The organism is Microbispora sp. CSR-4, assembly GCF_008033685.1.
Lineage (GTDB): Bacteria > Actinomycetota > Actinomycetes > Streptosporangiales > Streptosporangiaceae > Microbispora.
Window position 1 is genome coordinate 57,090 of the sequence record NZ_VJVX01000049.1, and the last position, 13,613, is coordinate 70,702.

The window sequence follows — 13,613 nt, forward strand, 5'->3', positions numbered from 1 at the left end:
GTTCAGCCCTCCGGGTTCTCGTAGGTGACGACGAGCTCGCCACCGGACATGGCCACCCTGATGGTCGCGCCGTCCCTGACGTCGCCGGCGACCAGCGCCCGCGCGACCCGGGTTTCCACCTCACGGGCGATGAAGCGGCGCAGCGGACGGGCCCCGTAGACGGGGTCGAACCCGCGCTCGGCGATGTGGCGGACCGCCTCCGGGCTGATCTCGAGCGTCATCCTGCGCTCGGCGAGCCGCGCCCTGATGTCGTTGAACATCAGCGTGACGATCTGCTCGATCTCGGCCTCGGTGAGCGGCTTGAACAGCACGATGTCGTCGATGCGGTTGAGGAACTCGGGACGGAAGCGGGCACGCAGCTCCGCCATGACCATCTCGCGCACCTCCGGGTCGATCTCGCCCGACGGCGCCGCCTTCTCACTGAGGTAGTGCGAGCCGATGTTCGACGTCATGATGATCACGGTGTTGCGGAAGTCGACCGTACGCCCCTGGGCATCGGTGAGCCGCCCGTCGTCCAGCACCTGCAGCAGGGTGTTGAACACGTCCGTGTGCGCCTTCTCGATCTCGTCGAAGAGCACCACGGAATAGGGCTTGCGCCGCACGGCCTCGGTGAGCTGGCCGCCCTCCTCGTAGCCGACGTACCCGGGCGGGGCGCCGACGAGGCGGCTGACGGTGTGCCGCTCCTGGTATTCGCTCATGTCGACGCGGACCATGTTCTCCTCGGTGTCGAACAACGCCTCGGCCAGCGTCTTGGCCAGCTCCGTCTTGCCGACTCCGGTCGGCCCGAGGAAGATGAACGACCCGATCGGGCGGCGGGGGTCCTTGATCCCCGAGCGCGCCCTGATGATGGCGTCGGCGACCGCCCGCACGGCCTCGTCCTGGCCGATCACCCGCTCGTGGAGGATCTCGTCGAGCCGCAGCAGCTTCTCCCGCTCGCTCTCCTGCAGGCGGCTGATCGGGATGCCGGTCCATCGCGACACGATGCCGGCGATCTCCTCCTCGGTCACCACCTCGCGCAGCAGCCGGTGCCCGCCCTGCTTGCTCTCCAGCTGTTCCTCCGCGGCATGCAGCCTGCGCTCCAGTTCGGGGAGCCTGCCGTGCCGCAGCTCCGCCGCGCGGTTCAGGTCGTACATGCGCTCGGCCTGCTCGGCCTCCCGCCGTACGCTCTCGATCTCCTCGCGCAGCTGCTGCACCTTGCGCAGGGCGTGCCGCTCGGCCTCCCACTGGGCCCGCATGGCGTCGGCCTCCGCCCGCAGGTCGGCCAGCTCCTTGCGCAGCGTCTCCAGGCGCTCCCGGCTCGCCGGGTCGTCCTCCTTGGCGAGTGCCGCCTCCTCGATCTCCAGCCGCGTCACCCGGCGGGTCAGCTCGTCCAGCTCGGCGGGCATCGAGTCGATCTCCGTACGGAGCATGGCGCACGCCTCGTCGACCAGGTCGATCGCCTTGTCGGGGAGGAAGCGGTCGGAGATGTAGCGATGGCTCAGCACGACCGCGGCGACGATCGCGCCGTCCTGGATCTTCACGCCGTGGAAGACCTCGAGCCGCTCGCGCAGCCCGCGCAGGATGGAGATGGAGTCCTCGACCGACGGCTCGTCGACGAAGACCGGCTGGAAGCGGCGCTCCAGCGCCGCGTCCTTCTCGATGTGCTTGCGATACTCCCCCACGGTCGTCGCGCCGATCATGTGCAGCTCACCGCGGGCCAGCATCGGTTTCAGCATGTTGCCGGCGTCCATCGCCCCCTCGGCGGCGCCCGCGCCGACCACCGTGTGCACCTCGTCGACGAACAGCAGGATGCGCCCCTCGGACGCCTTCACCTCCGTGAGCACGGCCTTCAGGCGCTCCTCGAACTCGCCGCGGTATTTCGCCCCGGCGACCAGCGCGCCCATGTCCAGGCTGAAGATCGTCTTGTCCTTCAGGCCCTCCGGCACGTCGCCGCGTGCGATGCGCTGCGCGAGGCCCTCCACGATCGCCGTCTTGCCCACGCCCGGGTCGCCGATCAGGACCGGGTTGTTCTTGCTCTTGCGGGACAGGATCTGGACGACCCGGCGGATCTCGCCGTCCCGCCCGATGACCGGGTCGAGCTTGTCCGCCCGCGCCTCCGCCACCAGGTCGCGCCCGTACTTCTCCAGCGCCTCGTACGCGACCTCCGGGTTGGCGGAGGTCACCCGCTGGTTCCCGCGCACCTGCGTCAGCACCTGCAGGAAGCGCTCGCGGGTGAGCCCGTGTCCCTTGAGCAGGCGGCCGGCCGCACTGTCGACGCCCTCGTCCAGCAGCGCCAGCAGCAGGTGCTCGACCGACACGTACTCGTCCTTCAGCCGGCCGGCCTCCCGCTCGGCGGCGTCGAGCAGCCGCGACACCCGCTGGGTGACGTAGACCTGGCCGGGAGCGGCGCCGGGGCCGGTGACGCGGGGCCGCCGCTCCAGTTCGTGCTCCAGTTCGAGCAGGAGCTTGTCCGGGTCGGCGCCGGCGGCGGACAGCAGGCGCGGGACGAGCCCGTCGGGCTGCCGGATCAGCGCCAGCAGCAGGTGCTCCCCGTCGACCTCGGTGTGTCCGAAGCGGATCGCCGCGGTCTGGGCGTCGTGCAGTGCCTCCTGCGACTTCTGCGTCAGGCGGTTCAGGTCCACGATCTGTCTCCGGTCCATCTCGTACGGGTACGCAGAGCCGCCTCCAGCTCCGCGATTCGGTCCAGAAGGTCGGTCACGAGGCCGAGGGAGGCGTAGTTGACGGCGAGTCCGGCGCGCAGGCGCTGAAGGCGCCCGGCCGCGGCGACCTGGGCGGGCGGGAAGCACAGGCCGCCCGGCAGGCCGGGGCAGGTGTCGATCAGCCCGAGCGCCACCAGGCGGCGCACCAGTTCCGGGTGCAGTCCCGTGGCCCGGGAGAACGACTCCAGGTCCAGGTGACCGACGTGGACCCGGGCGAGCCGGACGAGCGGATAGGTCATGACCGGCTCCTCGGGTTGAACGTCGAGACCCTGGCCAGCTGCTCGTACAGGCGGCGCTCCTCGTCGCTGAGCTTGGGCGGCACCATGATCCGGGCCTCGGCCAGCAGGTCTCCGGGCCGGCCCCGCGGGTTCGGCATGCCCTGCCCGCGCAGCCGCAGGCGGCGCCCGGACGAGGTGCCCGGCGGCACCTTGACCTTCGCCTCCCCACCCGGCGTGTCCACCGCGACGGTCGCCCCCAGCGCGGCCTCCGACGGCGTCAGCGGCAGGCGGACATGGATGTCGCGCCCCTCCACGCGGTAGCGCGGGTGGTCGGCGATCCGCGCGATCAGGTAGAGGTCGCCGGCCTTGGCGCCGCCGCTGCCCGCGCCGCCCTGGCCCGCGAGCCGGATCCGCTGGCCGTCGGTCACCCCGGGCGGGATGTCCACCTGGAGGGTCCGCCCGCCGCCCGGGCCGGGGATCGTGATGGTCCGCCGGCCGCCGCGGTAGGCCTCCTCGACCGTGAGCGGCAGCTCGGCCTCCTGGTCGGCGCCGGGCACCGGGCCCCAGCCGCGGCCGGTCGCGCCACGCCTGCGCCCGCCGAAGACGCCGCCGAACAGGTCGTCGAGGTCGATGCCCTCGAAGCCCTCGCCGACGGTGAAGTGGATCTCCTCCCCGCCTGGTCCGCGCGCCCAGCCCGGTCTCGCGCCGGCTCCCGCCCGGGCACGGGCGTACGCCGCAGGGTCCACGTCCTCGGGCACCCGGCGGAAGTCCGGCCCGAACGCGTCGTATCGCCGCCGCGTCTCGGGGTCCGACAGCACCGCGTACGCCTCAGAGATCTCCTTGAAGCGCTCCTCGGCGTCGGGAGACTTGTTGACGTCGGGATGGTAGGTGCGGGCCAGCTTCCGGTAGGCGCGCTGGATCTCGTCCTGGCTCGCCGTTCTCGGCACGCCCAGGATCTCGTAGAAGTCGCGCTCCGCCATCATTCGCCGGCTTTCGTGGAGACGACGACGGCGGCCGGGCGCAGTTGCAGCTCGCCCTCGCCGTAGCCGGGCCGCACGACCTCGACCACGGTGCCGGGGTCGGCGTCCGGGACGGCGACGGTGCCGACCGCCTCGTGCCTGGCGGGGTCGAACCGCGCGCCCACGTCGTCCCTGCGCGGGAAGCCGAGGCGCGCGAGCACGCCGACCGCCTGGTCGCGGACGGCCCGGACCCCCTCGATCACCGCGCCGGCGTCGGCACCCGCGTGCTTGAGCGCAAGTTCGAGGTTGTCGACCACGGGCAGCCACTCCGCCGCCACGCGCATGCGCTCGTCGATCCGCTGCCGCTCCATGTCGCGTGCGACCCGCTTGCGGAGGTTGTCGAGCTCGGCGACGGCGCGCAGCCACCGGTCCTCCAGCTCGGCGAGCTGCTCCGCGACGGGCTCCTCGATGGGCTCCTCGACGGGTTCCTCGACGGCCTGCCGGGGCTCCGGAGGTGCTTTCTCGTTCCGCTCGGTCATGTCGGATCACGGGCTGTTGGGGCTGGTGAACTCGGCGTCGATGACGTCCTCGTCCGACCCGCCCGAGGCGGACTGCGCCTGTCCCTGCGCCTGGCCCTGGGGCTGTCCCTGGGTCTGGCCGGAGGCGGCGGACGCCGTCATACCGAGGCCGTGGTAAACCTGCTGCAGCTCCGCTGTCAGGCTCCGCAGCCGGTCTATGGGCGCCTCCTCCTTGATCGCCTGACGTGCGTCCATGATCAGCTGCTCGGCCCGCGCCTTCTCGTGCACCTGGACGGCGTCGCCCAGCTCCGACAGCCGGCGCTCGACCTGGTAGGCGGCGGAGTCCAGCTCGTTGCGGGCGTCGATCGCGGCACGAAGCTGCGCGTCCTCGGTGCGGTGCCGCTCCGCCTCGGCGATCATCCGGTCGATCTCGCTCTTGTCCAGGTTGGAGCTCTCGCTGATCGTGATGCGCTGCTCGGCGCCGGTGTCCTTGTCCTTGGCGGAGACGTTCAATATGCCGTTGGCGTCGATGTCGAAGGTGACCTCGATCTGCGGCACCCCGCGCGGGGCGGGCCGGATGTTCTCCAGCCGGAAGCGGCCGAGCACCCGGTTGTCCGCGGCGCGCTCGCGCTCGCCCTGCAGGATGACGATGTCCACGGCCGACTGGTTGTCCTCCGCGGTGCTGAACGTCTCCGTACGGCGGGCCGGGATCGTGGTGTTCCGCTCGATGATCTTCGTCATCACGCCGCCGAGCGTCTCGACGCCGAGCGACAGCGGCGTGACGTCCAGCAGCACGACGTCCTTCAGCTCGCCCTTGATGATGGCCGCCTGGACGGCCGCGCCGACGGCCACGACCTCGTCCGGGTTGACCGTCATGTTCGGGTCCTTGCCCGTCAGCCGCCGCACGAGCTGCTGCACGGCCGGCATGCGGGTGGAGCCGCCGACGAGGATCACCTCGTCGATGTCGTTCGTCGTCAGCTTCGCGTCGGCCATGGCCTGCTCCACCGGGCCCCGGCAGCGTTCGAGCAGGTCGTGCGTGATCTGCTCGAAGGTCGAGCGCATGAGCGTGGTGTTCAGGTGCTTGGGGCCGGTCGCGTCGGCCGTGATGAACGGCAGGCTGACCTGCGTCTGGGTGACCGCCGACAGCTCCACCTTGGCCTTCTCCGCGGCCTCGAACAACCGCTGGAGTGCCTGCGGGTCGCGGCGCAGGTCGATGCCCTGCTCCTTGTGGAACTCGTCGGCCAGGTGATCCACGATGCGCCGGTCGAAGTCGTCGCCGCCCAGGTGGGTGTCGCCCGAGGTGGCGCGGACCTCGATGACGCCCTCGCCGATGTCGAGGATGCTGACGTCGAAGGTGCCCCCGCCCAGGTCGAACACGAGAACGGTCTCGCTGCCCTTCTTGTCCAGGCCGTACGCCAGGGCCGCCGCGGTCGGCTCGTTGATGATGCGCAGGACCTCCAGGCCGGCGATCTTGCCGGCGTCCTTGGTGGCCTGCCGCTGCGCGTCGTTGAAGTACGCCGGCACCGTGATGACGGCCTCGGTGACCTTCTCCCCCAGGAACTTCCCGGCGTCCGAGGCCAGTTTGCGCAGCACGAAGGCGGAGATCTCCTCCGGCGCGTACGGCTTGTCGCGCACCTTGAACCGCACGGCGCCTTCCGGGCCCGGCACGACGTCGAACGAGACCGCCTTGATCTCGCTCTGCACCTCGTCGAACTTGCGCCCGATGAAGCGCTTGGCCGAATAGATCGTGCCTTTCGGGTTGAGGATCGCCTGGCGTCTGGCCATCTGGCCCACCAGCACCTCCCCCTGGTCCGTGAAGGCCACCACCGAGGGAGTCGTACGCGACCCCTCGGCGTTCGGGACGACCGTCGGATGCGTGTCCTCGGTGGTCGCGATGACCGAGTTGGTCGTGCCGAGGTCGATTCCCACCGCCTTGGCCATGTCCTCATCCCCCTCCTCTTGGCGCTCGCCCGAGCGCAGCGGCCTCACGAGCGCCCGTGAGCACTCCCCTGCGCGACGTCGGCGAATTCGATGATCGGAAAGTCGTGGCGGTCCAGGACGCCCTCCGCGTGCCGGGCCGCGTCGCACCCGCTGCAGGTGGCCGGCGCCACCTTGCGGGGCCCTGTTGTTCTCGGGGCGCTCACGGGACCAGTCCCCCGGCTGTTCCAGATCGTGAAGTCAGCTCGCCACGCCGCTGAAACGCATCAGCCCGAGCCGGAAGAACCGGGATCCACACCACCTTCGGACCGGTGGTGTCAGGGCTCTGCCGGCGAGCGTGTCCCCGTCGGCTTGCGGAACACCGCGACGGGATTGTCGTCTCCTCCCGCCTCTCGTTCCCCCGCACCACCCTTCCCGCACCTCATCTGCCTCCGATGAGCCGTGGCAGGCCGCCCAGTGGAACGCCAGAGGAGAAGCAAGCGACCGGGAGGAGGCGCTTCCGGGGACCCGCCAGGGTGCGTGGAACACGTGGAGCGGCGAGCCCGCCCGCCTCCCGCTCACGGATGGGGAATCAGGGCCCAGTACTCGTCCGGCAACTGGACGGTGACGTCGAAGAACTCGTCGACCGTGACGGCCTCGCGCAACGTGGCGAACACCGCGGCGGCATGTTCCCGCGCCTGGTCAAGGGACACGCCCTCTCGCTCGGCCACCCGGCGCAGAAACTCCTCCAGCCCCATCCGCGTGGCCGTGCCGGAGCTGTTGGCGATGCCCCGTCTCAGCGGTGGATGCAGCCGGACCGGCAGCTCGCGGATGAGATCCCTGACCTCGCCCGCGGCGATGCGCTCCGCGAGCGTCTCCAGCACGGCCGCGGTGGCGCGTTCGGCGCCCTCGGCGTCGAGGCCGGTCCGCCTGGCGACCCTGGTGAGGAACTCCGAGGACCGCATGACCTCCACGTGCCTCCGCTGGGCCTCGGCCACCAGGGGATCGAAATCCTCCGGCAGGTCCGCCCCCAGGTCGGCCACCTCCTTGGCGTCCAGGGCACCGCCCAGCGCCCAGAAGACGGCTCGCGCGCGCCGTTCGGCCTCCTCGACGTCCACCTGCTCCCGCTCGGCCACGCGCCGGAGGAACTCGTCGACGTCGAAGGCCTCGGAGCCCTCGTCCGTGTAGACGTACGACTTCAGCTCGGCGGGCAGTTGCCGGAGCAGGTCGCGGCTTTCCCCCTTCGACAGACGCCGCGCGAGCGTCTCAAGCGTCGCCTGTATGGCGCGCTCGGCGGCCTCGGCGTCCAGGCCGGTCTGACGGCTCACGGTTTCGAGGAACTCTTCGTAGTCCACGGCCGCGCTCCTCGCTCGACACAGCATGCATGGGTTTCTCGTGGTCAGCTACCCGCCGGCCACGGGGAGGCTCATCCAGCTCAAAGCGGCGTTTCCGGAAAATGACGCTTCCATGGCCTGGGGTTACCCGGGACGCATCCCCCGCAGTCTCCCGAGCCCGTCCCGGGAAGAGCGCATAACGCATGACCATGCGCAGGGCATCGCCGCCACGACACCTCGCGTCGCGTACCGGGAGCCCGGCATCCATGAGGCCCAGGCGCGGTCTCACCTGCGCGGAAGCATAGGCTGATTCGTAGCCGGCTTGGGGAGGCCGCCATGCGTACGACCACATTGCCGTCCGGCGAGCAGGTCGTGGTCCTCGGGCAGGGCACCTGGCACATGGCCGAGAACCCGTCGCGGTGGGACATCGAGATCAAGGCGCTGCGGCTCGGCCTCGAGCTTGGCATGGCCCTGATCGACACCGCCGAGATGTACGCGGACGGCAGGGCGGAACGCCTGGTCGGCGAGGCGATCGCCGGCCATCGCGACGAGGTGTTCCTGGTCGGCAAGGTCCTGCCGCAGAACGCGACCCGCACGGGCACCGTCGCCGCCTGTGAGAGAAGCCTGCGCCGCCTGGGCACCGACCGGCTGGACCTCTACCTGCTCCACTGGCGGGGACAGGTGCCTCTGGAGGAGACGCTCGCCGCCTTCGAGCAGCTTGTGGCCTCGGGGCGCATCAGGTGGTGGGGCGTCAGCAACTTCGACGTCTCCGACATGGAGGATCTCGTCGCGATCACCGGCGGCTCGGCCGTGCAGAGCGACCAGATCCTCTACAACCTCGCCAGACGCGGTCCCGAGTTCGAGCTGATCCCCTGGTGCCACAACCGAGGCATTCCGATCATGGCGTACTCGCCGATAGAACAGGGCCGGTTGCTCGGCCGTCAGGCGCTTCTCGACGTCGCGGTCCGCCATGAGGTGACCACGGCGCAGGTGGCCCTCGCATGGGTGCTCCGGAACGACGGCGTGATCGCCATACCGAAGTCGGGCGTGCCCGCCCACGTGGAGCACAACGCGGCGGCCGCGGCCATCCACCTCACCGACGACGACCTCCTGCTGCTGGACGCGGCGTTCCCGCCGCCGCTCTCACGGCGTCCGCTCGAACGGCTCTGAGCCTCCCGTCGCCGACCGAGCAGAAGCCGGAGATCAGGTCACGGGCGTTCCCGTCAGACGCGAGTCCAGGAGCCTGGTTCCCGGCCTGTCCGATCTGCTGGAGGCGCCGTTCGCGGCGCTTCCTCCGCCCCGGCACTGGGGACAAGGCTGGACAGACCCGCCGATGTCCCGCGAGAGCTACCACGTGAACCGCCTGGAACGGGCGGTCGCGTCGACGTCCATACCGGCCGCCCGCAGTTCCGCCTGCGCGCGTTCATCTCTGTCAGTCGATGCCTTCGACGATCCGGAAGTCGCGCTCGACGCCGTCGGAGAGGGCGGTCAGCGCCTCCTGGTAGGCCGCACTCTCGTACGCCGCGACGGCCTGCTCGAAGCTGTCGAACTCGACCAGGACAGTGCGCTCGGCTAGTCCGGCGTCGTGCGCCACGACCCGGCCGCCACGGACGAGAGTCCGACCTCCCCCGGCCTTGACGGCCGGACCGGCCAGCTTGTTGTAAGCAGCCAGCTTCTCGGGGTCGGAAATGGTGCGGTAGGCGCTGACCCAGTAGCCCTTGGGCATGGAACCTCCAGTGTCGGGATGAGTGCATCGGACTTAACGGGTTGGTCTCGGGCGGGCGTCGGCGGGCGAGCGCGAGGCTTGTCAGCGTCGTGATCGCCATGGCGCCGATGCCGGCCGGCGCCGCGGTGGTGTAGGCGCTGTCGTCGGGGAAGAGGTGGCCGGGGCCGGGGCCGGGGCCGGCGGCGTCAGCTTGCCGGCGACGAACCCCAGCACCGAGAACGGGATGAGGACCACCCCGGCGACGAAGGTCGTCAGCCCGAAGCCGTAGCCGGCGCCGTGCGGCGTCCGAGATCAGGGCGATCACGGCCGCGCCGCGCTCCTCGGGGAGGTGGTCCCGGGCCACGCCCGTCATCAGCGCCGTCAGCCCGAGCCCGATGCCCTGGGCCGCCCTGCCGGCCAGCAGCCACGCGAACGGCAGCGGCAGCACGGTGAGCGCGCTGCCGGCGACGACGACCGCCGGCGTGGCGAGGATCGTGGCCCGCCGGTGCGGGCCGGCTCCGAGCCGGCCCAGGACCGGCGTGGCGACGGCGCCGCTGAGCAGCGCGACGGTCAGCGTCCACTGCGCGCTGCCGAGCGAGACGTGGAACAAGGTCGCCACGCTGGTGATGAGCGGCGTCCCGAGGCTGCCGACCGCCGCCACGACCAGAGCGATGAACATCAGGGCGGGGACCAGCAGCCGCGCCTCGGAACGCGCCACCGGGAACGCCGTCGCCTCGGCCCCGCCGACCGGCCGCCCGGTCACTGCTTCGGCCGTTCGCGGTCCCGGCTTTCGAGCTCTGCCAGATGCTGCAGCGCCGGAAGGGCCGCCACCAGCGCCTCGACCTCGTCGCCGGTGAGCTCGCCGATCAGCCGCTCGAACGCGTGGACGCCCTGCTGGCGCCGCGTCCGGACATGGGAGGCGCCGGCCTCGGTCAGGCACACCAGCGTGACCCGCTTGTCGGACGCGTCGCCGCGCCGCTCGACCAGGCCGGACTCCTCCATCACCCGGACCAGGGTGGTCATCGCGGGCTGGGTGACGCCCTCGACCGCGGCCAGGTCGGTGATGCGCCGCGGGCCGGTCCGCTCCAGGGTGGCCAGGGTGGCGGCGGACGTCAGGCTCATGTCCCGCGGCAGGCGTCTCACGGCCCTGATGGCCAGAGCGTAGAGGGCTGCCCCGATGGCGGCGGAAGCGCCAGGATCGGGGTCGTGACGACTCACGCTCGAAGCATAACACTTTTATATTCATAGTTTATATAAGTGCTCCACCGGCGCGGGCGGCCTCGACCGCTGGGAGCCGGTGACGTCGCGGTGCGCTGCCGCATCGACTTCAAGTACGCCCTCGGCCTGGAGCTGGAAGACCCCGGCTTCCACCACAGCGTCCTGTCCGACTTCCGCGACCGGCTCGCGAGGGCGACCGCACCGACCAACCGCTGGGCCTCGCGCTCACCCTGAAACCGGCGGGCCGACTTGCCCCCGGTGACGCGGCGCAGGCGGTCAGCGAGTCCCGGCCGTGCGGCTCGTCCTGATCGGCGCGGTGGGGCTCGACCTCGATGCGGGTGACGGCTTCCTCTTTCGCGCTGCGGATGGTGATGACGTCCTCGCGCCGGGTGCCGGGGGTAAAGGGTTCAGGGGGTGGCCAGCACCGCGTTGGCCCTGGCCAGGACGGTGTTCAGGACGCGGCCTGCGGTGGCCAGGTCCTCGGGCGACAGGTCGCCCCACAGTCGCCGGGTGATCGGATCGATCGCGGCGCGGACCTGCGTCCAACGCTCGCGCCCTTCGTCGGTGACCTGGACGTGGCCCTCGCCGCCGTCGCACAGGAGCCCTGCGGCGGTCAGTTCGGCGATGCGTTCGGCCACCGACGCCCGGGTGGACTGGGTGGCGCTGCCGACACGGTGGATGAGCTCGGCCCGGGCGACGGTCCCGCCGCTGACCACGGTCAGCGTGAGGGTCACCCACTGGGGTTCGGTGATGCCGGTCCCGGCTAGCTGCCGGTCCAGGATCGCGTTCAGCGCCTTCTCGGTCTGGCCGATGAGCGCGGTGCCGAAGGTCTGGGTTGCGGTCGTCACGATGACCTACCAATCCGTTTCGGTAACTAACGTTTATATCGCTAACGTTTGTGTTGTGAACGAACCTACATCGTTAGTCCGACTAACGCAACAGGGTAGGATCAGCGTCATGAGCAGCGGCGGGCCTGGCGCAGCGCCAGGTGCGAGAGCATCGTGCCTGCGGTCGCGGCCACATCGGACGCGACCGCAGGCGAGAGCCGGACGACCAACTTGCCGGTGACGAGCGGAGAGCGACGTGCCGGTCAGATCGACGGCGACCCTGGCTCCGGCACTGCGCCCGAACTCCTGGCCAAGAGCCGCCACCAGGACCTGGCCGGTCTCGGCCCGCTACGTCCGCCTCGGCGCTGAGACCTCCGCCCGCATCACCGCCGAAGCCGACCCCATCCAGCGGCGCCGCCTCCGCTGACCGCACCACACCATGGCGGCCGACTGCTCATCAGGTCGGCCACACCCGCAGGATCTGCTCGTCATCGGAATCGGGCTCGGCCCGCATTCCGACCGGCCTGCACCTTCCCCAAGCTCTCCTTCCAGCGGGCCCGCACCTGGAAGGAATCGACCGACCCCGAACGCGAGGCCAAGCTGGACCGGATCGAGGAGGTCACCACCCGCTTCCCGACCCGGTGTTTCGCCTTCGACCAGTTCGGGCCGTTGTCGGTCCTGCCCTGCCACGGCATCGGCTGAGCGCAGCGGGGCCGGCCCGATCGGTGCCGGCCACCAACCGGCGCACGCACGGCATCCGCCACTTCCACGGCTGCTACAGCCTGGGCGATGACCTGCTGCGGGGCATCACCCGCGCCCGCAAGGGCGGCGAGCACGCCCTGGCCGCGCTGAAGTCCATCCGATCCGCCCGCCCCGACGGCACCCCGATCTACGTGATCCTGGACAACCTGCCGGCTGACAAGACCCCCGCGATCCGCGCCTGGGCGACCAAGAACAAGGTCGAGCTGTGCCTCACCCCGCCCTACGCCTCCTGGGCCAACCCCATCGAGACGCAGTTCGGGCCGCTACGCAACTTCGTGATGGGCAACTCCAACCATCCCAACCACACCGTGCTGGCCCGCAAGCTCCAGGCCTACCTGCGCTGGCGCACCGCCCACCGCCACCCCGACGTACCGGCCGCCCAGCGACGCGAACGCGCCCGCATCCGCAGCGAGAAACAACATCTCAGGGTTCCGTCAGCGCGGCCACCGCAGCCTCGAGGTCCGGGTCGCACGGCGAGCGGTGGGCAAGCAACCCGGCGAGCCACGCACGTTAGAGCGGGAGGATGTTCATGGTGGAGGGAAGGAAGGGCTTTTCCTCGTCGCTCGTTTACGCGCACCCCCGGAGTTCAAGCCCCTAAGGTCGAGCATGTGGCCGCGTCGATAACCAGGGCTGGTCCGGGAATATCACACTTTTCCTGCCGGGAAAGATTTCGCTGATCCAAACGCCGTCAGCGGCTTCACCCCCTTCGAAGACGCGGTAGGAGATGCTTCGGGTCGCTTGGCTCACCCATATGTCTAGCCGACATCACCATGCATGGTGAGCATAATGTCGGCTAACCGATCTTGCTCTCGCTCTCGTTCAAGATTGATCCATTCCTTTCCTTCGGCAGCGACACCTTCGAGAACGTGCAGGGTGTTTCCAAGTCCTGCGGTGTCGAGTGTCGCCTGTGACACCGTGCGCGCGTCGTCCTCCGCATCAACCCCGGACTTTGGCGGAGGTCCGGTCACTTGGACGGTGATCGGGTGGCCGTTGACCAGCGTCAGTTCGAACGTTCTGTGGCCGTCATCAGCCTCCGAGGCCTGCACCGCGGCGACGGCGTCGTAACGGTAGTTGATTCTTCTCCGGTTGTGAAAGGTGGCCTTTTCGAAATCGAGATCGACGGTCATCTGCCGGACGCCGTCGGCGGTGAGCAGAAAGACGAGGATCTCGTATCTGGAATAACGCCAGGGCCCTTTTGGGACGTGTGCCCGTTTGTAGGGAGTCGACGGGGCCTCGATGAAGGCATGGGCGATGACATGAACCGCGCCGAGTTTCGTGGAGGCCGGGTTAGCTGGCTGGGGTGAGGATAGCCGTGGCGGTTTGTGTTCGGTAGTGGGTCTCGAATTCGGCTGGTGGGAGGTCGTTGCAGGCGCTGTGGAGGCGCCGGTTGTTGTACCAGTCGACCCATTCCATGGTGGCGATCTCGACGTCGTCCAGGCCGTTCCACGGGCCGCGC

The 13,613-nt window shown here is 70.2% G+C and carries 13 protein-coding genes and 3 pseudogenes; 4 read left to right on the forward strand and 12 right to left on the reverse strand.

Features of this window, described 5'->3' with window-relative positions; genetic code table 11:
- Positions 1–2 precede the first annotated feature (2 nt).
- From clpB to FLV34_RS29490, 6 genes are all read right to left on the reverse strand, one after another.
- Positions 3–2,639, reverse strand: coding sequence for an ATP-dependent chaperone ClpB (gene clpB / locus FLV34_RS29465; RefSeq protein WP_222709665.1), 2,637 nt, complete (start codon positions 2,637–2,639; stop codon positions 3–5).
- A complete protein-coding gene (locus FLV34_RS29470; RefSeq protein ID WP_142647752.1) occupies positions 2,612–2,938 on the reverse strand; it encodes a chaperone modulator CbpM in 327 nt (108 codons plus the stop codon). The genes clpB and FLV34_RS29470 overlap by 28 nt, the downstream gene beginning before the upstream one ends.
- Entirely contained in the window at positions 2,935–3,900 is a 966-nt protein-coding gene (locus tag FLV34_RS29475) for a DnaJ C-terminal domain-containing protein (RefSeq protein WP_205830226.1), read from the reverse strand. Before FLV34_RS29475 ends, FLV34_RS29470 begins: the two co-directional genes overlap by 4 nt.
- Positions 3,897–4,415 (reverse strand): nucleotide exchange factor GrpE, encoded by a 519-nt coding sequence (locus FLV34_RS29480; protein WP_142647754.1) that lies wholly within the window; start codon positions 4,413–4,415, stop codon positions 3,897–3,899. Before FLV34_RS29480 ends, FLV34_RS29475 begins: the two co-directional genes overlap by 4 nt.
- 6 nt (positions 4,416–4,421) lie before the next feature.
- Positions 4,422–6,335: a molecular chaperone DnaK gene (dnaK, locus tag FLV34_RS29485; protein WP_142647755.1), complete on the reverse strand. Its 1,914-nt coding sequence runs from the start codon at positions 6,333–6,335 to the stop codon at positions 4,422–4,424.
- 554 nt (positions 6,336–6,889) lie between these two features.
- The gene (locus FLV34_RS29490) at positions 6,890–7,666 is read right to left on the reverse strand and encodes a DUF2267 domain-containing protein (protein ID WP_168065929.1); all 777 of its coding nucleotides are present in this window, start codon (positions 7,664–7,666) and stop codon (positions 6,890–6,892) included.
- A 315-nt stretch (positions 7,667–7,981) separates the two neighbouring features.
- Here FLV34_RS29490 and FLV34_RS29495 point away from each other — a divergent pair, with 315 nt between their 5' ends.
- A complete protein-coding gene (locus tag FLV34_RS29495; protein WP_147944650.1) occupies positions 7,982–8,815 on the forward strand; it encodes an aldo/keto reductase in 834 nt (277 codons plus the stop codon).
- A gap of 262 nt (positions 8,816–9,077) precedes the next feature.
- On the opposite strand, the gene FLV34_RS29500 is transcribed toward FLV34_RS29495, so the two are convergent.
- The 3 genes and pseudogenes from FLV34_RS29500 to FLV34_RS29510 form a co-directional block, all read right to left on the reverse strand.
- A complete protein-coding gene (locus FLV34_RS29500) occupies positions 9,078–9,371 on the reverse strand; it encodes a DUF1330 domain-containing protein (RefSeq protein ID WP_142647761.1) in 294 nt (97 codons plus the stop codon).
- A 313-nt stretch (positions 9,372–9,684) separates the two neighbouring features.
- Positions 9,685–10,029: pseudogene (locus FLV34_RS43450) on the reverse strand (MFS transporter); the annotation flags it as partial.
- Positions 10,030–10,109: 80 nt separating this feature from the next.
- Positions 10,110–10,568, reverse strand: coding sequence for a MarR family winged helix-turn-helix transcriptional regulator (locus FLV34_RS29510; protein ID WP_261985952.1), 459 nt, complete (start codon positions 10,566–10,568; stop codon positions 10,110–10,112).
- Positions 10,569–10,643: 75 nt separating this feature from the next.
- Between FLV34_RS29510 and FLV34_RS29515 the strand changes: the two are divergent.
- A pseudogene (locus FLV34_RS29515) lies at positions 10,644–10,760 on the forward strand (transposase); the annotation flags it as partial.
- Between the two features lie 215 nt (positions 10,761–10,975).
- On the opposite strand, the gene FLV34_RS29520 reads toward FLV34_RS29515, so the two are convergent.
- On the reverse strand, positions 10,976–11,416 hold the full coding sequence (locus FLV34_RS29520; RefSeq protein WP_142647763.1) for a MarR family winged helix-turn-helix transcriptional regulator: 441 nt from the start codon (positions 11,414–11,416) through the stop codon (positions 10,976–10,978).
- Between the two features lie 235 nt (positions 11,417–11,651).
- On the opposite strand from FLV34_RS29520, the gene FLV34_RS40810 reads away from it, so the two are divergent.
- Both FLV34_RS40810 and FLV34_RS43295 read left to right on the forward strand, forming a co-directional pair.
- The gene (locus tag FLV34_RS40810; protein ID WP_187280775.1) at positions 11,652–11,822 is read left to right on the forward strand and encodes a hypothetical protein; all 171 of its coding nucleotides are present in this window, start codon (positions 11,652–11,654) and stop codon (positions 11,820–11,822) included.
- 113 nt (positions 11,823–11,935) lie between these two features.
- Positions 11,936–12,573: pseudogene (locus FLV34_RS43295) on the forward strand (transposase); the annotation flags it as partial.
- 339 nt (positions 12,574–12,912) lie between these two features.
- Here FLV34_RS43295 and FLV34_RS29530 read toward each other — a convergent pair.
- Together FLV34_RS29530 and FLV34_RS43455 are read right to left on the reverse strand one after the other, a co-directional pair.
- A complete protein-coding gene (locus FLV34_RS29530) occupies positions 12,913–13,284 on the reverse strand; it encodes a hypothetical protein (protein ID WP_147944651.1) in 372 nt (123 codons plus the stop codon).
- Between the two features lie 160 nt (positions 13,285–13,444).
- Positions 13,445–13,594, reverse strand: a complete 150-nt coding sequence (locus tag FLV34_RS43455; RefSeq protein ID WP_369074152.1) for an integrase core domain-containing protein — start codon at positions 13,592–13,594, stop codon at positions 13,445–13,447.
- Positions 13,595–13,613 lie beyond the last annotated feature (19 nt).

Bases quoted from the DNA above. Each gene is read 5' to 3' on its own strand.
- FLV34_RS29470 (WP_142647752.1), bottom strand. From the start codon at position 2,938: ATGACCTATCCGCTCGTCCGGCTCGCCCGGGTCCACGTCGGTCACCTG.
- FLV34_RS29500 (WP_142647761.1), bottom strand. From the start codon at position 9,371: ATGCCCAAGGGCTACTGGGTCAGCGCCTACCGCACCATTTCCGACCCC.
- FLV34_RS29480 (WP_142647754.1), bottom strand. From the start codon at position 4,415: ATGACCGAGCGGAACGAGAAAGCACCTCCGGAGCCCCGGCAGGCCGTC.
- dnaK (WP_142647755.1), bottom strand. From the start codon at position 6,335: ATGGCCAAGGCGGTGGGAATCGACCTCGGCACGACCAACTCGGTCATC.
- clpB (WP_222709665.1), bottom strand. From the start codon at position 2,639: ATGGACCGGAGACAGATCGTGGACCTGAACCGCCTGACGCAGAAGTCG.
- FLV34_RS29530 (WP_147944651.1), bottom strand. From the start codon at position 13,284: ATGACCGTCGATCTCGATTTCGAAAAGGCCACCTTTCACAACCGGAGA.
- FLV34_RS29475 (WP_205830226.1), bottom strand. From the start codon at position 3,900: ATGATGGCGGAGCGCGACTTCTACGAGATCCTGGGCGTGCCGAGAACG.
- FLV34_RS29495 (WP_147944650.1), top strand. From the start codon at position 7,982: ATGCGTACGACCACATTGCCGTCCGGCGAGCAGGTCGTGGTCCTCGGG.